We start from the raw sequence: 16,561 nt of genomic DNA, 5'->3' as shown, positions 1-16,561 counted from the left end.
TGAAAGAGGTGCCCCCTAGCGTGATGAGGGAGCCCGACACCCGCCGTGCCGAGGGGAATCGCCGCCCCGTAGGCACGGCGCGGTTGCCGGCGCACCCAAGAACACCACAGACGAGTGGAGACTCAATGAACGTGAAGAGGTCAGTGCGACGCCGTGTCGCAGGTATCGGTGGCTGCGTGCTCGCGGCACTCGCGATGTCCTTCGCCGGCGTCGGTAGCGCCCAGGCCGACGACACGCCCCCCACCGTGTTCAGGAACGTGGCGACCGGCGGCTGCCTCGACGACAGCCTCGCGTACGGCGTCCGCGCGTTCGCCTGCAACGGAACGACCTTCCAGCAGTGGGTCCAGGTGGACGCCGGGAGCTTCGGCTTCAACAACCGCTTCTTCCGGAACGTGGCCACCGGCCGCTGCCTCGACGACAGTGTCGCCGGGCTGCGGACGCTGAACTGCAACTCCCTCGACTACCAGGTCTGGATTCCGAACGCCGACATCAGGAACAGGCACACGGGCAACTGCCTCGATGACAGCTCCATCGGCCTGCGGATGATCCCGTGCAACGGCCTCAACTTCCAGCAGTGGCAGGGCAGCTACGTGTGACGTGATCCGGTACCGGCCTGCTCGGCGTGTCCTGGGGGTTCCGGCACACGGGCGGGCCACCGGACCACCGGCACTTCAGCGGACCGCCCGCAGGGCGGCGCGTGCCTCGGCCTCTTCGGGGGAACCGAGTTCGGCGAAGATCCGCAGTGCTCGTTCCAGCGGGGGCACGGCAGCGGGCGCGGTCAGGGCACGGCCCTGCAACAGCAGGGAGCGGGCCGCGCCGACCCGCTGGCCGGCTCTTTCGTGGGCGCGCGCGGCCCGGCGGGCCAGGTCCGCGGCTGCCTCGCTGTCGGCTTGGGCGAACCGGGCCTCGGCCAGGGCGAGGAGCGCGGTGCCCTCGCGGTCGGCGAAGCCGTGCTCCCGGATGACGGCGACGGCGGTCTCGGCGTGCGCGACAGCGCCGTCCAGGTCGCCCAGTCCGGCTGCCGCCCGGGACAGGCCGGTGCGGGCAGTGGCTTCCAGATGCCGTAGGCCGCCCTCCAGCGCGAGGTCGAGGGCTCGCGCGCACAGGGTCCGGGCGTCCTCGAAATGTCCGAAGTGCGCATGCACCATGCCCGCGTTGGCCAGTGCCTCCGCCTCCACGAGATGGTCACCGACCGTGCTGCTGATCTCGGCGGCAGCCCGTGCCGCGGCCAGGGCCTGTGCCTCGTGCCCCAGATCGGCGTGGGACTTGGACAGGTAGCGGTGGCAGTCCACCACACGTCCGGTGTCGTTGCTCTCCCGCAGCGTGGGCAGTGCCTGCTCGGCGTGGGCCAGGGACTCCGGGAGCCGGCCCAAGGCGTGGGTGACCGACGCGAGGCTGACAAGTGCCTGGGCCTCCTCATGGCGGCCCTCCGCCAACGCCAGACCCGCGTGCAAGCGGTCGTACGCCGCGCCGGTCCTTCCCAGCCGGAAGAGCACCGCGCCGAGGTTGAGGAGGTTGCTGAACCGGCCGTACGCGTGCCCCAGGCGGTCGTTGAGGTCCAGGACCTCGCCGAGGTGATCGGCGCTCTCCCGCAGCCTGCCCGCCCGCCAGTACGCGGCGGCCAGCCCGTTGAGTGCCAGCGCGGTCAATTCCGGCCGGCCCGCCTCGTCGGCGAGGTCGCGGGCCCGCAGGTAGAGGGGCACGGCGTCGGCGACCCGGTTGCCGTGGGTGTGCAGGTCGGCGAGGTTCAGCCGCACCGCGGCCAGGGCCGCGGCATCGCCCTCGGCGTCGGCGGCAGCAAGGGCGGCTTCCGCGGACGTCTGCCACTCCTGGGTACGTTTGCTCCGCCAGAAGTACCCCCGCAGGCGATCGGCCAGCAGCCAGGAAAGCGGACGGGGACCGTGCTGGGCGGCGTGCACGACGGCCGCCACGAGAGCCGCGCACTCGGCGTCGAGCCAGGCGGTCGCGCGGGCGGCGTCGGCGCCGAACCGCGGGACCGGCGCCGCGGGCGTGCCCGGTGGGGGCGCCAGCCGCACCCACCGGGAGTAGATCGTGTCGGCGGCGGCGTCCACCCCGTGCAGGTACCAGGTGAGCAGGCGCTCCCGTGCACGGCACCGGTTCTCCGGCGGCTCGTCCGCTTCGGCCCGCTCCCAGGCGTACTCGCGCAGCAGGTCGTGCATCCGGTACCGGTCAGGGCTCTCCTCCTCCAGCAGGTGCAGGGTGGCGAGCGTCCTCAGCGAGGAGCGGACGGTGCCGGGGGGACGGGCGGTCAGCGCGGCGACGGCGGCGGACCCGAACCGGGTGCCGGGCACGAGGCCGAGATGGCGGAACAACCGGGCACATTCGTCGTCGAGTTGGTCGTAGGACCAGGACAGCACCGTGCGCGGATCAGTGGCGGGGTCGCTGGTGACCGCCAGGACGTCCAAGCTGCCCTGTACGCCCTCGCGGGCCGCGAAGTCGTCCGCGATCTCGGCCAGCCGGACGCCGGGGTGGCGCGAAGCGGCATCGGCGACGATGCGCAGCGCGAGCGGCAGCCGCCCGCACACGCGGATCAGCCGTGCGGCGGCGTCGGGTTCGGCCCCGACCCGCCGGGCGCCGGCTCCCGCCGCGAGCACCCGGACGCAGTCCGGTTCGGGCAGTTCGGACAGCGGGATGGACCGGGCACCCTCCCTCACGCTCAGCCCGCTGAGACGGTTGCGGCTGGTGACGACCACCGTGCCGCCTGGACCGGTCAGCAGCGGGCGCACCTGTTCCGCGCTGCGGGCGTTGTCCAGGACGAGCAGGACCCGGCGGTCCGCCAGCGTGCTGCGCCACAGCGCGGCGCGCCCGTCGACGCCCGGCGGTATCCGGTCGGCCGGGACGCCGATGTCCGCCAGGAGCATCCCGAGCGACTCGTGCGCGGACAGCGGCGCCCCCGGCCCGTAGCCGTGCAGGTCCAGGTGGAGTTGGCCGTCGGGGAAGCGGTCCACCACCCGGTGGGCCCATCGCACCACCAGGGCGGTCTTGCCCATGCCGCCGGCGCCGTGCACGACTGCGACAGGGGCCCGGCCGGAAGTGTCGGCGCAAGGGACGAGGAGGCCGTCAAGAGCCGCGGCCTCCTGGGTCCGGCCCACGAACCCCTCGGCCGGGGGCGGAAGCTGACGCGGAACAGGTGGGCTGTCGCGGTGCGTGGCGGGGGACGGCGGTGCGTGCGGCCCCGGCGGCAGGAGGCCGGCTTCTCGCGGCTGCGGTGGAGACACCTCCTGGCGCAGCAACCGCTGGTGCAACTCCTGCAGGCGGGGGGAGGGATCAGCGCCCAACTCCTCGGCCAGCAGGCGGCGCAGCCGCTCGTACGCCTGGAGCGCCTCGGCCTGCCGGTCTGCCGCCAGCAGCGTCGTCAGCAGCCGTGCCCACAGCGATTCGCGCAGCGGGTACCTGGCGGTCAGCTCTCTCAGGCGGGCTATCGGTTCGCCTGGCGGCTGCCCGGCGCCGAGCGCGAGACCGAGATCGAGATGGCGTTCGGACGCGGTGAGGAAGCGCTCGGTGAGGGCGGGGGCGTACTCGCGCTCCAGTGAGGTCGAACCGGCGTCGGCCAGCGGCGTGCCGCGCCACAGGCCGAGCGCCCGGGTCAGCAGCTCGTGGGCGGTCGCGCCGTCGGCGGCGGAGGCAGCCTCCAGCAACTCCTGGAAGAGGAGGGCGTCCACCTGCGCAGGGAGGACGTCGAGCCGGTAGCCGGCGTCGGTGGTGAGGATGGCGTCGGCTCCCAGCAGGTGCCGCAGCCTCAGCACGTAGGTCTGCAGGGAGCCCCGCGGGTTCGCCGGCTGCTGTTCGTCGAAGACGCCGGAGGCGAGTGCGTCGAGAGGAACGACCTGTCCTGCCGACAGGGCCAGGCCGGTCAGGAGCGCACGGAGCCGGCCCGCGGGGACCGCGACGGGGCAAGCGCCGACGGTGACCTCGTAGGGCCCCAACAGCCGCACCGCCAACGCCTGGGCCCGCCGCCGCATCCGTACTCTCCATTCCTGCCCGCCCCCGTAGTAGACGGGTACGCCGCCTGCTCCGGTTGCGGGCCGTGCCGTCCAGCGGCGGCGGGCGTCAGCTCACGGGCTCGGCCTCGGCCACGCGGCCATCATGTGGATCAACAAGTGGGCGACGGTCGTCTTCGGCATCCTGAACCTGGTGGTCGTCGGCTTCCTGGTCGACACCGTCGAGGAGGACGAGGTGCTGGACACCCCGGCCGGGAACCGGTCCACGTCGCGGGCTTCCCGGTCACCGCGGTGGGCAGCAACGGCGCGGGGGACGCTCATGCCGGCGCGTTCCTCGCGCTGCTCTCCCTCGGGCGGGCCCTCGCGGAGGGCTGAACGGTGAATTAGCGGCGCCCGTCATACATGACGCCGGGGTGCGCGAGATTGTATTTCGCTGTCATTGTCGGGCCGGTTTTCCGCTCGGAAAAGGTACCGGTGCCGTGTTATCGTCGGCGCATCACTGTTTCTGTCATCGGATGGAGTCATGTGAATGCCGGGTGAAATACTGGTCACCGGTGCCGCCGGATTCATCGGGCGGCACTGCGCGCTTCTGTGTGCCGCTTCCGGATATCAGGTGACCGCTCTCGACATCAAGCCGGCGCCGCAGGACGTGGCGCTCGCCTGCCGGGTCCTGCGGGCCGACCTGGCACAACCGGACGTGCTCGAGGAGGTGCGCGCCGGCCGCTTCGCCGCCGTGATCAACCAGGGCGGCATCAGCAGCACGACCGAAAGCGACCGCAACCTGCTGCGGCGGACCAACACCGACGGCCCGCTCGCCCTCGCCGACGCCTGCGCGGCCTCCGGCACCCGCTTCGTCTACGCGTCCTCGCACAGCGTCTACGGCACCTTCGAGAAAGGGACCCTGATCGCCGAGGACGCCGGCCCCGGGCAGTGCTCCGGTCCGCTCAACCGCTACGCCGCCTCCAAGCTCGCCCTCGACCGGGAGATGGCCCGCCGCCCCGCCGGCCCGACCTGGGTCGGGCTGCGCTACACGAACGTGTTCGGCCCCTTCGAGGAACACAAGAAGGCGATGGCCTCGATCATCTCGCAGATCCTGCGCCGAGCCGCGCAAGGGGAACGGATACCGGTGTTCGCCGACACCCTTCAGGCGAGCCGCGACTACGTGCCGGTGCGGGAGGTGGCCGGGGTCTGCCTGCGGTTGGTCGACGCGGAGGTGCCCTCGGGGATCTACAACCTGGGCTCCGGCCTGCCGGTGAGCTTCGCGACCCTGCTCGAGTGGTGCGCCGAGTTCACCGGATCGCCCCTCGACGTCCGGCTGGTCGCCAACCCGCTCTCCGCCCGCTACCAGTACTGGACCGGCGCGGACATGACGAAGCTGCGCGCGGCCCTGCCCGGCGCGGGCGGCCTCGACATCGGCGGGGTCCGCGCCCGCGCCCGGGAGCTGTTCGACGCTTTCGAAGCCGGCAAGCCTTGACCGCGCTGCTCGCCTTCGACCTCATGAGCACCCTGCTCACCGATCCTTTCGAGCAGGCCCACGAGGCGTCCACCGGGCTGCCGATGGCACGGCTCCTCGCTATCGGCATGAAGCCGCTCTACCACAGCCTGGAGCGCGGCGAGATCACCGAGGCGGAATACTGGCGCCGATTGCGCGCGCTCGGGGCGGAACCGGATTCCCGAATGTTCCACCGGGCCCACGAAGCGGGCTGCCGGTGGATTCCCGGAATGCGCGACCTCGTGGCGCATTACGCCGGAAAGCACCGCACGGTGATCGCGACGAACTGCCCGGAATGGGCCGAGTCGCTCCGCCGCAGGTTCCTCTCCGGAATCGCGGTGGAGTGGTTTCCCTCCTATCGGCACGGCGTGCGCAAACCGTCCGCGGAATACTTCACGGAACTGTGCGCCGCGGCCGGTGCGACGCCGGACCGACTGGTGCTCGTCGACGACAAGGCGCGCAACGTCGACGCGGTACGCGAGCTCGGCGGCCGCGCCATCGCCTTCCGGTCCGCGGCCGAGACCGCGGCCGGCCTCGCGGACTTCCTGGCTGGACCGCGGGACGCGCCCGCCGACCCACCGCCCGGCGGGACCGGGCCCGGCGACAGCGGAACGGAGCTGCCATGACATGGGACCACCCCTTGCTCGCCGACCGGGCGAAGCACCTGCTGGCCGCCGCCTGCGGTCAGGCGGGCAGCGGTGTGCTGCTGCCCGCGCTGTACTGCGCCGAGGTGGCCGAGGACATCGAGGCGGCCGGCGTCCCGGTGCAGGTCTACGACCTGGGCGCCGACCTCGCTCCGGTACGCCTTCCCACGGACGACCGGTTCCGGACGCTGGTGTGGCACCAGCCCTTCGGGCGCTGGCTGCCCCCGCCGCCGAGGGACGACCTGACCGTCATCCAGGACGCCTGCTTCGGCCTGCGGACGGCACTGGGCATGGCCGCGCCCCCCGCCGGGCCGCTCGTCGTGTTCAGCCCGCGCAAGGAGTTCCTGTGGCCCGAGGGCGGTCTGGCGGTCGGCGACGGCACGGCGCGGCTGCGGGGCGCGGTCGGTGCCGACGCCTCGGTGGGCGCCCGCTGGGACCGCCTCGACCGCGCGGCCGAGGTCGCGCGGGGACTCGCCGCGGACCGCGCCGCCCGGACCGCGCTCGGCCCCCTGCTGCCGCCGCGCACCGTCGCGTCGGAGGTCCTGACGCTGCTGCCGCTGCTGTCCGCCACCCGGGACGCGACCATCGACCGGCTCCGGGCGAAGGGGGTCGGCGCGTGGTGCTGGCAGCGGCCGATGCCGGGATGCACCGCCGACGCCACCCCGGGTGCGCGGTGGCTGTGGGAACGGCTGGTCTTCGTGCCGACCCCCGCGCCCGGTTCGCCGGTTTACCCGCTGCTGGCCGCGCAGGACTTCGAGCCGTGGCCGGCGTAATGCCGTGGCCGGAGTAGTGCCGTGGCCGGTGTAGTGCCGACACCGACGTATACCGCGGCCGGCGTAGTGCCGGGAGAGGCCCCGGGCCGGGACCGGCCCGGGGCCCGACCGCGGTTCAGTCCCTGGTGTAGACGTCGAACCGGTCGAACAGCTCGCCCCCGTCCCCGCGGCTCAGCGAGGCCGGATTGGTCCACTCGTACCGGACGGACAGCGCGGTGGTCCGCTTGCGGTGGAAGTCGGTGAACCCGTCCTTCTCCCGCTGGCTCTCCTTGAACCAGCGGCTGAACGCGCACTGCCGGCACAGCTCGTAGTCCTCGTTGCGCTCACGGAACCGCTGCGCGGCCGGCGACGCCCACACCTCCTCCAGGGTCTGCGTGTTGAGGTCGCCGAGCACCACGTCGCCGTCGTAGTCGTGGCAGCACGGCACCACCCGGCCGTCCCAGAGGACGACCACCGAGCTCTGCGGGAGGGTGCAGGGCGCGGTGTAGCCGGGACTGTCGTGGCCGCCGAGGTCCTCGACCTTGTCGTCCTCGAAGTCCCACCGGCCCAGCCGCACCACGATGCCCCGGTCGACGCCGACTTCCTCGCAGTAGGACAGGAACCCGTCGATCTCCGACTGGTTGGCCCGCATCGCGATCATCTGGAGGGTGATCCACGTGTCGTAGCCGCCTTCGTCCCGTGCCTCGACGATGCGCCGGACGTGCTTGTCGGCCTTGTCGAGCCGCGCCGCGTGCCCGCGGATGCTGCGGTAGGTGCGGGCGTCCAGCGAGTCCAGGGAGAGCACCATGTTGGCCAGGCCGGCATCGAGCAGCCGCCGGCTCAGCCGCGGCGTGAGGCTGGGCGGATTGCAGGACAGCCCGGTCTTCACCCCGTGGGCGCGCGCGACCCGCACCGCGGTGTCGATCTCAGGGTGCAGCAGGGACTCACCGAAGTGGTGCAGCGCCGTGTACTGCTGGTAGGGCGCGATCTGCTCGATGATCCGCTCGAACAGCGGGATCTCCATGCTGCCCAGTTCGCGCGTCATCGAGCTCGTCCGCGGGCACATCTGGCAGGTGTACGGGCAGCGGTTGGTCAGCTCGATCTGGTCGATCAGGGGGCGCTCGCGGACCTGGGCCAGGGAACCCGCCAGCCACGTGTCGGCTGCCTCGCGGTCGGGGAAGACGATCTCGGCCGGGGCGAGGGCGGCCAGCAGCTCGCCGGGCATCGGCAGACCGGGGTCGGCGAAGACGGCGCCGAGCGTGTCCAGCGCCCCGGCGGGGACCGTCACCTGCCGGCCGGTCACGGTGTTCGACAGCGCGGTCTCGCGGTCGGTGGTCTCGTAGTGCCAGAAAGGCGTGACGTACATTCTTCTTCTCTCTCCGTTGCTGCCCGAACCCGGCGGGCAGATCGCCGACATGGCAGGAGCGCCCCGCTCGGGGAGTCCGTCAGGGCTTCGCCCGTTCGAGGCGGACGTTGTGGCTGACGCCCTCGGCGTAGTCGGCCTTGTACGGGTAGTCGCCGCGCATGAGGTCGAAGCAGGTCACGCCCGCTGCGACGAAGTCGCGGATCATGCCGGCCACCAGCTGGTAGCCCGGGGACAGCCGCCGGTACTCCTGGTCGAAGGCGGTCCGGTACGCCCAGTAGCGGTCCTGGTGCAGGAAGCCGTAGTACATCGCCAACGGCACCGATTCCAGGCGCAGTTCGCTGAGCACGACACCGCAGTCCCCGCGCTGCGCCGCTGCGGCGAAGGTCCGGTCGACCGGCCCGCCGTCGAACGGCGCGACGACGTCGGGCCGGTCCCGCCACTGCGCGGCGTGCATCGCGAAGAACACCGGCAACCGCTCCCGCAGGTCCGCCGGATCACGCCAGTGGACCAGCTCGACCCGGCCGCGCCGCGCGAGCAGCCGCGCCTTTCGCACGGTCTCCTTGCGCCCGAGCACCGCGGCGACCCGCTCGGCGTCGGTCAGGTCGAACGCCACCACCGGGCTGGCGGGGCTGCTGCGGGCACCGGCCAGCAGCGCCGCGCGGTGCAGGAGGTCCCCCTCGGCCACGTCCTGGAGGTCCAGGGCCGCGCCCTCGATCCGCTGGAGTTCGGCCAGCGCCGCGGCCAGCGCGGCCGCGGCACCCTCCGGCTCCGGCTCGCCTTCCGGCCACCAGGCGCGGTGGTAGTCCGCCCAGGGCCAGCACAGCGGCCGCAGCACCTTGCCCGCCGGTTCGCTGTGCACCTGGAGTCCGGCGTACACCGGTCGCCCGGCCGCGGTCGCGGCCCGCAGGAGCAGCGGGGCGGCGCCCTCGGCGGCGGCCGCCTCGGCGATCCAGGCGCGGCACCAGCCGGCGCTCTGGAAGGGCGTCGGCGCACCGGCGCCCGGGAGTTGGGCCACCACCGCGTCGCCGCGGCTGACCCGCAGGGGCGTCGCGACCGTCACGTCGCACGCTCCACGGCCTGCCAGAACTCCTCGACGCCGGCCGGCAGCGGCTCGCCGATCGCGGCCCTGGCCCGAGGCGACAGCCGCGCCAGGACCTCCGGCCGCACCGATCGCGCGTAGTCCATCTGCGTACGCAGCCAGGGCCGCACCATCTCGATCTTGATCAGGCGGCGTACGGCGGCCGACCGGTTCTCCCCGGCGCAGTGCCAGATCCGGGCGTCGAACAGCAGCAGGTCCCCGCGCCGCAGCCGGGGCTGGATCGCCAGCCCGGCGAGCTCCTCGGGGCCGGGGTCGCGGACCACCGACCGGTGGCTGCCCGGGATGAGCCAGGTGGCGCCGTTCTCCGGTCCGCTCTCGTCGACGGCGACCAGGCTGTTCAGCCCGGGCGGGGAGTCGGCGGGGAAGGCCGTGCCGGCGAGGGCGTCCAGGTCCGTGTGGAAGTCCCACGGGAACCGCCCCTCTCCCGGCTGGAGTACCAGTCCGTCGAAGGAGTGCAGCCGGTAGGACGGGCCGAGCAGTTCGGCCGCCATCGCGTGCAGCGGCTCGGTGTCGAGCAGCCGCTCGAACTCCGGTCCCCGGTCGGCCAGGTTGCGCAGCGCGCCCCACTGGTGGATCTTCAGCAGCCGGTCCTTGCCCCAGGTGGCCTCGTCGTCCGCCAGCAGGGCGTCCATGCGGTCCGCCAGCGCGTCGACCTCGGTGACCGGGAAGGCGCCCGGGACGACGGTGAAGCCGGCCGTTCGCAGCTCGTCGAGGTGGTCGGTCATATCTGCTCCCAGATCTCGGCCACGACGTCGTCGGAGGCGTCGCCGCGCCACCACAGGCGCGCGTCCAGCATCAGCGTCTCGCTGGGGGCGAGGGTGATCCGCTCCGCCGGCGCGGTGCGCGAAGGCTCGGCCGATCCCTGGCTGCCCAGCACGAACTCGATCTCGACCGGCCGCGCTCCGGTCGCCCGCAGCACGAGCAGCCGGTCGGCCTCACCCACCGGCGCCCCGGGGGCCACGCCCTGCGCGCGGCTCCACCGGTCCGCCGGCAGCGGCACGTCGTCCCGGTGGCGCCAGCGCGGTTCCAGCTCGGTGGGCTCGCCGGTGCCGACCACCGACCAGCCCCGGATGCGGACCCTGTTCAGCATGCCGACTCCTTTCGCGCCTTCCCGACCACCGTGCGGAAGTTCGCGGCGGCCGCGTCGATGCGTTCCTCGTCCGAAGTGATGTCGATTCCGACGGCCGTTCCCAGATAGGAGTCGACCACCCCGACGCTCAGCGCGACCGTGCGGGCGAGCCTGTCGTCGGTGCGCCGGCGGTCACCGCGCCGGTAGGCCGGTTGTGCCGCCGCCGGGTGCGGCAGGTCCGGGCCGGCGCCGCCGCCGCCGGTCAACTGCGGCATGTTGGCGTAGTTGTGCTTGCCCGACCGGTCGAGCGTGATGGTGCCCAGCAGCCGGGCGACCTCCGCGGCGAGGCCGGCCGACTCGAAGGTGTAGGCCAGCGCCGTCGCGCACTCGCCGTCCAGGTCGTGCACGACCCGCTCGGTGGCGCCGGGAACCTCGCCTATCGCCGCGCTGAGCGCCTTCTTGTTGGCGCGCAGCGTCGCCAGGATGTCCGGCAGCTTGCGCACCTGGGCCAGGGCCACAGCGCCGGTGAGTTCGTGCATCCGCAGGTTGAGCCCGAACAGCGCGGGGCCGTCGGTCACGCCCGTCCGCAGCGGCGCGGCGCCGTGGTCGTGCAGGGCGAACACGGTCTCGTACAGCGCCCGGTCCGCGGTGGTGAGGATGCCGCCGTCGCCGGCGGTGAACGTCTTGAAGACGTTGAGGCTGAACGCGCCGAACGTGCCGACGGTACCGAGGTGCCGCCCCCGGAACGTCCCGCCGCCGGCCTGCGCGCAGTCCTCCACCAGGAGCAGGTCGTGGGCGCGGGCGATCTCCGCAAGGGAGTCGAGGTCGCACGGCGCGCCGAGCATGTGCACCGCGAGGATCGCCCGGGTCCGCGGGGTGATCCTCTCGGCGACGTCCACCGGGTCGAGCAGGAGGCTGTCGTCGATCTCGGCGAGCACCGGGGTGGCGCCGGTGTAGGCGATCGCCGCGATCGAGGCGATGAACGTGTAGGCCGGGACGATCACTTCGTCGCCCGGGCCGATCCCGGCGGCGAGCAGCCCGGTGTAGAGCGCGCTGGTGCAGCTGTTCAGGCCCAGGCAGTGCGGCGAACCGGTCAGGTCCGCGAACTCGCGCTCGAACTGGTACACCTTGGACGGCGTCGGGTCGCCGTCGAAGCGGTACCGGCTGAGCTCGCGGCTGGTGAGGACGTCCAGCACCTCGGCCTGTTCCTCCAGGCCGATCATGGACAAACCGGGTCCTGGCATCAGTGACCTCCCATGAGGATGGATTGCGGAGCGGACAACGGGGGGACGGGCGGGGCAGGGTCGGTGGGGCGCCCGCGCAGGCGGGCGATCTCGGCGCGGAGCCAGCCGGCGGCCTGGGCGAGAGCGGCCGTGCGGTGCTCCGGCCGGACGTGCGGTTCCAGCGTCAGCGGACCCGGGTAGCGGTCGGCGGCCAGCCGCGCGAGCAGCCCCGGCCAGTTGACCGCCCCGGAGCCGAGCGCGGTGGTCACGTACGCGCGGTCGTAGTCGTGGTAGCGGACGGACGGCCCGTCCTGCGCGGGCAGGGCCGGGTCGGCGCGCCTGATGTCCTTGACGTGGAGGTACTCGACGTCGTCGGCGAGGACCTCGTACGCGTACGGGAAGGGCTCGACGCCCGCGCAGTAGAAGTTCGCCGCGTCGAAGTTGAGCCGCAGCCGCGCGCTGCCGATCCGGCGCACGGCCTCCCGCAGGGCGTGCGGGCGCCGGGTGAGGTCGCCGCCGTAGCGGTCGCGGCCGAACGCGTCGAACTCGTTCTCCAGCACCACGGTCACCCCGAGCGCCTCCGCGCGCCGCAGCACCGGTTCGAGGTTGCGCGCGAGCACCTCCCCGGAGCGCCGGTCGTCCCGGTAGCCGGGCGCGCCGAAGTACGTGTTGACCACGGGCGCGCCGAGCCGGTCGGCCAGTTCGAGCGCCTCGATCAGCCGGGAGCGGCTGCCCGGCACGTCGGAGGTCTCCCCGATCTCGACGCCGGCCGACACCGCGGCGACCTGCCCGGGCCAGGCGGCCAGCCGGGCCAGGGCAACGCCGCCGGCGTCCGCACGGAGGTTCTCCGGGTACCACAGCTCGATCGCGGTGACCCCGACCTTGTCCGCGGTGCGCAGCAGTGTGTCGATCGGCTCGTCGCGGAACTCCGTCCCGCTGATCGCGATGCGCGGATCGAACTCCCCGCGGCCGGTCATGGCGCCGCCGGGGATTGCGCCGCCGCGTCCGGGTCCTGGACCCGGGGGAGAGGTCCGGAGGGTGCGGCGACGGTCTCGACCAGCGTCCGGACCACCTGGTCGGTCGTCTCGGGTGTGATGGCGCCCGGCCAGCTGGTCAGCTCGAACACCAGGTGGCTGCCCATGTCGACGACGTGCAGGTCGAGCGGGGCGCTGGCGTCCTTGGCCGCCGGGATCGACCGCAGCCGCACCGGGCCGGACGGGAAGTCCAGCACCGGCTGCCACAGTCTCACCTCGAGGAACAGCCACGGCTTCCACTTCGGGCCGAACCGCAAGCCGTCGGCTCCCAGCACCAGCGCCGGCGGCGTCATCTGCCGGGACACGGCCTGGAGCAGGCAGCTCTGGAGGGCCGCGGCCGCCTGCTCGGGCGTGCCGCGCTCGGTCAGGTCGACCGACAGCCACAGCTCGCGCGAGGTCGAGGCGACCAGCGTCGAGGTGCCCACCAGGTCCCGGTTGATCGAGTGCACGACCACCGGCACCCGGTCGGCGCCCAGGCCGGCCCGGACCGCGTGGAGGAGGTGGCCGCCCAGCAGCGAGGACAGGCTCAGGCCCTCGGCCGCCGCGCGCTCCAGCAGCAGGCGGCGCGGCTCGGCGCCGACCTCGAACCGGCGGGTGGTCAACCGGTCCGGCGCGCTGCCCGGTACCTCGCCCTGGCCCGGCGTCCGCCAGGACGGCTCGAGCAGTTCGCGCCAGAACTCCGCGGCCTCCTTGCCCTTGTCGGCCAGCAGCCGGTTCTCCGTCGCGCACCACTGGGACAGGGTCAACTGCGGCTCGGCGGCGGGCTCGGGCTGCCCGCCCGCGCACAACTCGCCGATCTCCAGCAGCAGCATCCGCAGCGACCACGCGTCGGCGACGTTGTGGTCGACGACCATGAACAGCAGTTCCAGCTCCGTGCCGCGGATCAGGGTGACCGCGGCCATGGGGGTCCGGGTGCGGTCGAAGAGGTGCTCCCTGCGCGCCAGGACGATCCGGTTCAGCTCGTGGTCGTCGGCGCCGGGCGCGTCCACCACCTCCAGCGGGATGGGGGCCGGCGGATCGAGCCGTGCGAGCACCTCGTCGCCGCGCCGGTGCAGGGAGACCCGCAGCGCCTCGTGCCGCTCGACCAGGGTGTCCAGCGCCGTACGGAGGACGCCGGGGTCGATCGTCCCGGCCGGCAGCTCGACGGCCCCCCAGACCGGTGCCGGGGTGCGCTCCCAGTCCGGGCCCATACGGCGGGCCAGGTAGGTGGTCATGGCGGGCGCCGGGAAGTACGCGCCCGGCAGGGCCGGCGGGGGCATCCGCTCCACCGGGACGTGGGCCGACCCGGCCAGGAAGGAGACCAGGCCGTTGACGTTCGGGTACTCGAAGACCGCGGACAGCGGCACGTCGAAGCCCAGCCGCTGCTGGAGCCGCGCCACGATCGCGGCGACGGCCATCGAGTCGAGGCCGGCCGCGAAGAAGTCCGCCTGGTCGCCGATCTCGTCCAGGCCCGCCTGGTCGGTCACCTCGGCCATCGCCGCGCGGACCGCGGCCCTGATCGTCTCAGGGGTCATGGAGGGTTCGGTGTGTTGGGAGTTCACCGTGCGTGCGTCCTTTCTTTCGTCATGTCCCGGTTCGCCGGCCGGCGGCCGTACATCGTCACGAAGCCCGGTCCGCCGGCGGCCACGTCGTGCGCGACCGACCGGGCGTCGACCTTTCCGCTGGGCAGCCGCGGCAGTTGGGGGCAGCCGAGGACCACGTCCGGCATCTCCGCGCCGAGCGCGGTGCGCAGCGCGCCGATCACCGCGTCGCGGTCGGTGTCCGGCGCGCTCTCCAGCGCCAGCACCAGTTCGCCCTCGGCCTGCCAGTCGGCCTGGAAGCAGCAGGCCGCCCCGACGGTCGGGTCGCGCAGCGCCGCCGCCGTGATCGCGGCCGTGTCGACCGCGGCTCCCCGCCGCTTCACCACCGAGTCGAGCCGGCCGGTCACCAGCAGCGCGCCGTCCGCGAGCAGCCGGCCGCGGTCCTGGGTGTCGAACACGGTCATGCCGTCCGTGCGCCGCAGCGCCGCTGCCGCCGGCCCGATCCGCTCCGGTCGCAGATAGCCGTAGGAGCCGTGCGGTGTGCGGATGCCGATCCGGAACGTTCCCGGCACCGCGGCCGCTTCCGCCGGGACCGGCAGCCGGTGCAGCACGGTGCCGGGCAGGGGGCGGCCCACCGGCAGCGGCCCGTCGGGGAGTTCGCCCGCCTGATCGGTGACGGGGTACCAGAACTTCGCCAGTGTCGTCTCGCTGGGCCCGTACAGGTTGCCGATCCGGGAGGCGGGGGCGGCCTGCCGCCACTGCCGCACATGGCGCGCGAACAGCGGCTCCCCGGCGAAGACCGACCAGCGCAGATCGGGAAGCACGGTGTCGTCCGCGGCCGCCAGCCAGCGGGCGCTGATGCTCGGTACGAGGTGCACCAGGTCGATGCGCTCGTCGCGCAGCCAGCCGAGCACCGCCCGCGGATTGGTGCGGACCCGGGCGCCCGCCATGTGCACGCGGCCCCCGCAGACCAGGGGGAGCAGCACCTCGCGCAGGACCACGTCGAACGAGGGGGAGGTCAGCGACGCCGCACGGTGCCCGGGCGCCAGGCCCAACTCGGCGGCCTCCCAGTCGAGGAAGGCGGCCAGGCCCGCGGCGTTGCCGACGATGCCCTTGGGCGTGCCCTGGCTGCCGGAGGTGAAGACCAGGTAGCCGGCGCCCTCGGGAAGGACCGCCGGGTGCGGATCACCGGGCGAGACCACCTCCGGTGCGCCCTCCTCGATCACGGCCGCCGGGCGGACGATCTCCAGCAGCGCCCGCACCCTGGCCCTGGGCAGGTAGGCGTCGACCAGGAACGGCACCAGCCCGGCCGCCCGCACACCCAGGAACGCCGAGGGCAGGCCGACGCCGCCGCGTGTGGTGACGGCCACCGCCGAGCCGGCCGGAAAGCGGTCGCGCAGCGCGTCGGCGACGTTGCCGACCGCCTGCCACAGTTCGGCGTAGGTCAGTTCCTCCCGGGCCTTCCCGGTTCCCGCGCCTCCTGCGACGACCGCCGTCCGGTCGGCATACGTCCGGGCCGCCAACTCGACCCTGTCCAGGACCGGGCACCGCATTGTCCACACCGCCTTCGGCATCAGTGATCCATCGGATTCGCAAAGGGGAGAGCGCGGCAGGGCCGTCGCGTCGTGAGGCCGCATCAGATCGGGAAGTCCCTGCCGGTGCGCCTGGCCCGCGCCGCCTGCACCCGGTAGGCCAGGGCGGCCAGGACGGCCCAGACCGCGCCGACCGCCGCTTCGCGGACGGTGTCGGGCCACCAGGGCCGGCCGTCGGCGAACGCGCGGACCGCGGCGACTCCGTGGGTCATCGGCAGCCCCGCGCCGACCGTGCCCAGGACCGGCACCCGCGTCGTCGCGGTGACCAGGCTGCCCGCGGCGAGCATCAGGTAGGTCAGGGTGTTGCCGAGCAGCACGTTGCTGTTGAACCGGGTGCCGAGCGAGGCCACCGCCAGGCCGGCCGCCGCGCTGCTGAGGATCATCAACAGGTAGAGGGGGCACGCCTCCAGCAGCGTCGGCGTCATCGCACCCAGGCCCGACACCGGGCCGACGACGACCACGCACAGCAGGTAGACCGCGGTGGCATCCGCCAGCCACGGCACGCTCCGGGCCGCGTACAGGCCGGCGATCGACACGTTGGCCATCCGCACCCGGTGGTACGTCCCCGACCGCTGGTCGAGCATGGGCACGTCGGACAGGCCGATGACCGTGGACAGGGTGACGCTCAGCGCCACCGAGCCCGGGAAGGCGTAGGCTGCGCCGGTGCCGCTGACCCGGCCGACGAGCACCCAGAACAGGCACTGCAGCACCGCCCTGGGCCAGGCCGCGGTCAGCGAGATGCGCGGCGGCACTGCCGCGACGTGCTCGGTCCACGCCAGCCGTGCGGCGGTCGTGTAGTCCACCACGG

The 16,561-nt window shown here is 73.4% G+C and carries 15 protein-coding genes; 5 read left to right on the top strand and 10 right to left on the bottom strand.

Translation table 11 applies throughout. From position 1 onward, the window contains the following. Positions 1-176: 176 nt before the first annotated feature. The gene (locus WA788_RS10850; protein WP_335975097.1) at positions 177-596 is read left to right on the top strand and encodes an RICIN domain-containing protein; all 420 of its coding nucleotides are present in this window, start codon (positions 177-179) and stop codon (positions 594-596) included. A 75-nt stretch (positions 597-671) separates the two neighbouring features. On the opposite strand, the gene WA788_RS10845 is transcribed toward WA788_RS10850, so the two are convergent. Then, positions 672-3,983, bottom strand: coding sequence for an AfsR/SARP family transcriptional regulator (locus WA788_RS10845; RefSeq protein WP_335975094.1), 3,312 nt, complete (start codon positions 3,981-3,983; stop codon positions 672-674). Between the two features lie 124 nt (positions 3,984-4,107). On the opposite strand from WA788_RS10845, the gene WA788_RS36045 reads away from it, so the two are divergent. The 4 genes from WA788_RS36045 (at position 4,108) to WA788_RS10825 (ending at position 6,871) form a co-directional block, all read left to right on the top strand. Beyond that, complete coding sequence (locus WA788_RS36045; protein WP_443034003.1) at positions 4,108-4,344, top strand: hypothetical protein; 237 nt, start codon at positions 4,108-4,110, stop codon at positions 4,342-4,344. A gap of 147 nt (positions 4,345-4,491) precedes the next feature. Then, positions 4,492-5,436 (top strand): NAD-dependent epimerase/dehydratase family protein, encoded by a 945-nt coding sequence (locus WA788_RS10835; RefSeq protein ID WP_335975089.1) that lies wholly within the window; start codon positions 4,492-4,494, stop codon positions 5,434-5,436. Further along, positions 5,433-6,080 (top strand): HAD-IA family hydrolase, encoded by a 648-nt coding sequence (locus tag WA788_RS10830; protein ID WP_335975084.1) that lies wholly within the window; start codon positions 5,433-5,435, stop codon positions 6,078-6,080. The genes WA788_RS10835 and WA788_RS10830 overlap by 4 nt, the downstream gene beginning before the upstream one ends. Beyond that, positions 6,077-6,871: a hypothetical protein gene (locus tag WA788_RS10825; RefSeq protein ID WP_335975079.1), complete on the top strand. Its 795-nt coding sequence runs from the start codon at positions 6,077-6,079 to the stop codon at positions 6,869-6,871. Before WA788_RS10830 ends, WA788_RS10825 begins: the two co-directional genes overlap by 4 nt. A 115-nt stretch (positions 6,872-6,986) precedes the next feature. Here WA788_RS10825 and WA788_RS10820 read toward each other — a convergent pair whose 3' ends face one another. The 9 genes from WA788_RS10820 to WA788_RS10780 all read right to left on the bottom strand — a co-directional run bounded on the left by WA788_RS10820 (position 6,987) and on the right by WA788_RS10780 (position 16,559). After that, positions 6,987-8,216 (bottom strand): radical SAM/SPASM domain-containing protein, encoded by a 1,230-nt coding sequence (locus WA788_RS10820; protein WP_335975075.1) that lies wholly within the window; start codon positions 8,214-8,216, stop codon positions 6,987-6,989. Between the two features lie 79 nt (positions 8,217-8,295). After that, the gene (locus WA788_RS10815) at positions 8,296-9,276 is read right to left on the bottom strand and encodes a GNAT family N-acetyltransferase (RefSeq protein WP_335975072.1); all 981 of its coding nucleotides are present in this window, start codon (positions 9,274-9,276) and stop codon (positions 8,296-8,298) included. Then, complete coding sequence (locus WA788_RS10810) at positions 9,273-10,040, bottom strand: phytanoyl-CoA dioxygenase family protein (RefSeq protein ID WP_335975067.1); 768 nt, start codon at positions 10,038-10,040, stop codon at positions 9,273-9,275. Before WA788_RS10810 ends, WA788_RS10815 begins: the two co-directional genes overlap by 4 nt. After that, positions 10,037-10,405, bottom strand: a complete 369-nt coding sequence (locus WA788_RS10805; RefSeq protein WP_335975062.1) for a hypothetical protein — start codon at positions 10,403-10,405, stop codon at positions 10,037-10,039. Before WA788_RS10805 ends, WA788_RS10810 begins: the two co-directional genes overlap by 4 nt. Beyond that, a complete protein-coding gene (locus WA788_RS10800; protein WP_335975060.1) occupies positions 10,399-11,628 on the bottom strand; it encodes a DegT/DnrJ/EryC1/StrS family aminotransferase in 1,230 nt (409 codons plus the stop codon). The genes WA788_RS10805 and WA788_RS10800 overlap by 7 nt, the downstream gene beginning before the upstream one ends. After that, the gene (locus tag WA788_RS10795; RefSeq protein WP_335975056.1) at positions 11,628-12,584 is read right to left on the bottom strand and encodes a sugar phosphate isomerase/epimerase family protein; all 957 of its coding nucleotides are present in this window, start codon (positions 12,582-12,584) and stop codon (positions 11,628-11,630) included. Before WA788_RS10795 ends, WA788_RS10800 begins: the two co-directional genes overlap by 1 nt. Beyond that, complete coding sequence (locus tag WA788_RS10790) at positions 12,581-14,155, bottom strand: condensation domain-containing protein (RefSeq protein WP_335975051.1); 1,575 nt, start codon at positions 14,153-14,155, stop codon at positions 12,581-12,583. Before WA788_RS10790 ends, WA788_RS10795 begins: the two co-directional genes overlap by 4 nt. A gap of 23 nt (positions 14,156-14,178) precedes the next feature. Continuing rightward, positions 14,179-15,735, bottom strand: a complete 1,557-nt coding sequence (locus WA788_RS10785) for an AMP-binding protein (RefSeq protein WP_335975049.1) — start codon at positions 15,733-15,735, stop codon at positions 14,179-14,181. A gap of 62 nt (positions 15,736-15,797) precedes the next feature. Then, on the bottom strand, positions 15,798-16,559 hold the full coding sequence (locus tag WA788_RS10780; RefSeq protein ID WP_335975045.1) for an ABC transporter permease: 762 nt from the start codon (positions 16,557-16,559) through the stop codon (positions 15,798-15,800). Between the last annotated feature and the right edge of the window lie 2 nt (positions 16,560-16,561).

The sequence above is a fragment of the Streptomyces sp. CA2R106 genome, assembly GCF_037034245.1.
GTDB lineage: Bacteria > Actinomycetota > Actinomycetes > Streptomycetales > Streptomycetaceae > Actinacidiphila.
This window is presented reverse-complemented; position numbering and strand designations above follow the sequence as displayed.

Coding starts and splice junctions, on each gene's coding strand:
- WA788_RS10795 (WP_335975056.1), bottom strand. CDS start 12,584: ATGACCGGCCGCGGGGAGTTCGATCCGCGCATCGCGATCAGCGGGACG.
- WA788_RS10825 (WP_335975079.1), top strand. CDS start 6,077: ATGACATGGGACCACCCCTTGCTCGCCGACCGGGCGAAGCACCTGCTG.
- WA788_RS10845 (WP_335975094.1), bottom strand. CDS start 3,983: ATGCGGCGGCGGGCCCAGGCGTTGGCGGTGCGGCTGTTGGGGCCCTAC.
- WA788_RS10810 (WP_335975067.1), bottom strand. CDS start 10,040: ATGACCGACCACCTCGACGAGCTGCGAACGGCCGGCTTCACCGTCGTC.
- WA788_RS10805 (WP_335975062.1), bottom strand. CDS start 10,405: ATGCTGAACAGGGTCCGCATCCGGGGCTGGTCGGTGGTCGGCACCGGC.
- WA788_RS10820 (WP_335975075.1), bottom strand. CDS start 8,216: ATGTACGTCACGCCTTTCTGGCACTACGAGACCACCGACCGCGAGACC.
- WA788_RS10790 (WP_335975051.1), bottom strand. CDS start 14,155: ATGACCCCTGAGACGATCAGGGCCGCGGTCCGCGCGGCGATGGCCGAG.
- WA788_RS10785 (WP_335975049.1), bottom strand. CDS start 15,735: ATGCCGAAGGCGGTGTGGACAATGCGGTGCCCGGTCCTGGACAGGGTC.
- WA788_RS36045 (WP_443034003.1), top strand. CDS start 4,108: ATGTGGATCAACAAGTGGGCGACGGTCGTCTTCGGCATCCTGAACCTG.
- WA788_RS10800 (WP_335975060.1), bottom strand. CDS start 11,628: ATGCCAGGACCCGGTTTGTCCATGATCGGCCTGGAGGAACAGGCCGAG.
- WA788_RS10835 (WP_335975089.1), top strand. CDS start 4,492: ATGCCGGGTGAAATACTGGTCACCGGTGCCGCCGGATTCATCGGGCGG.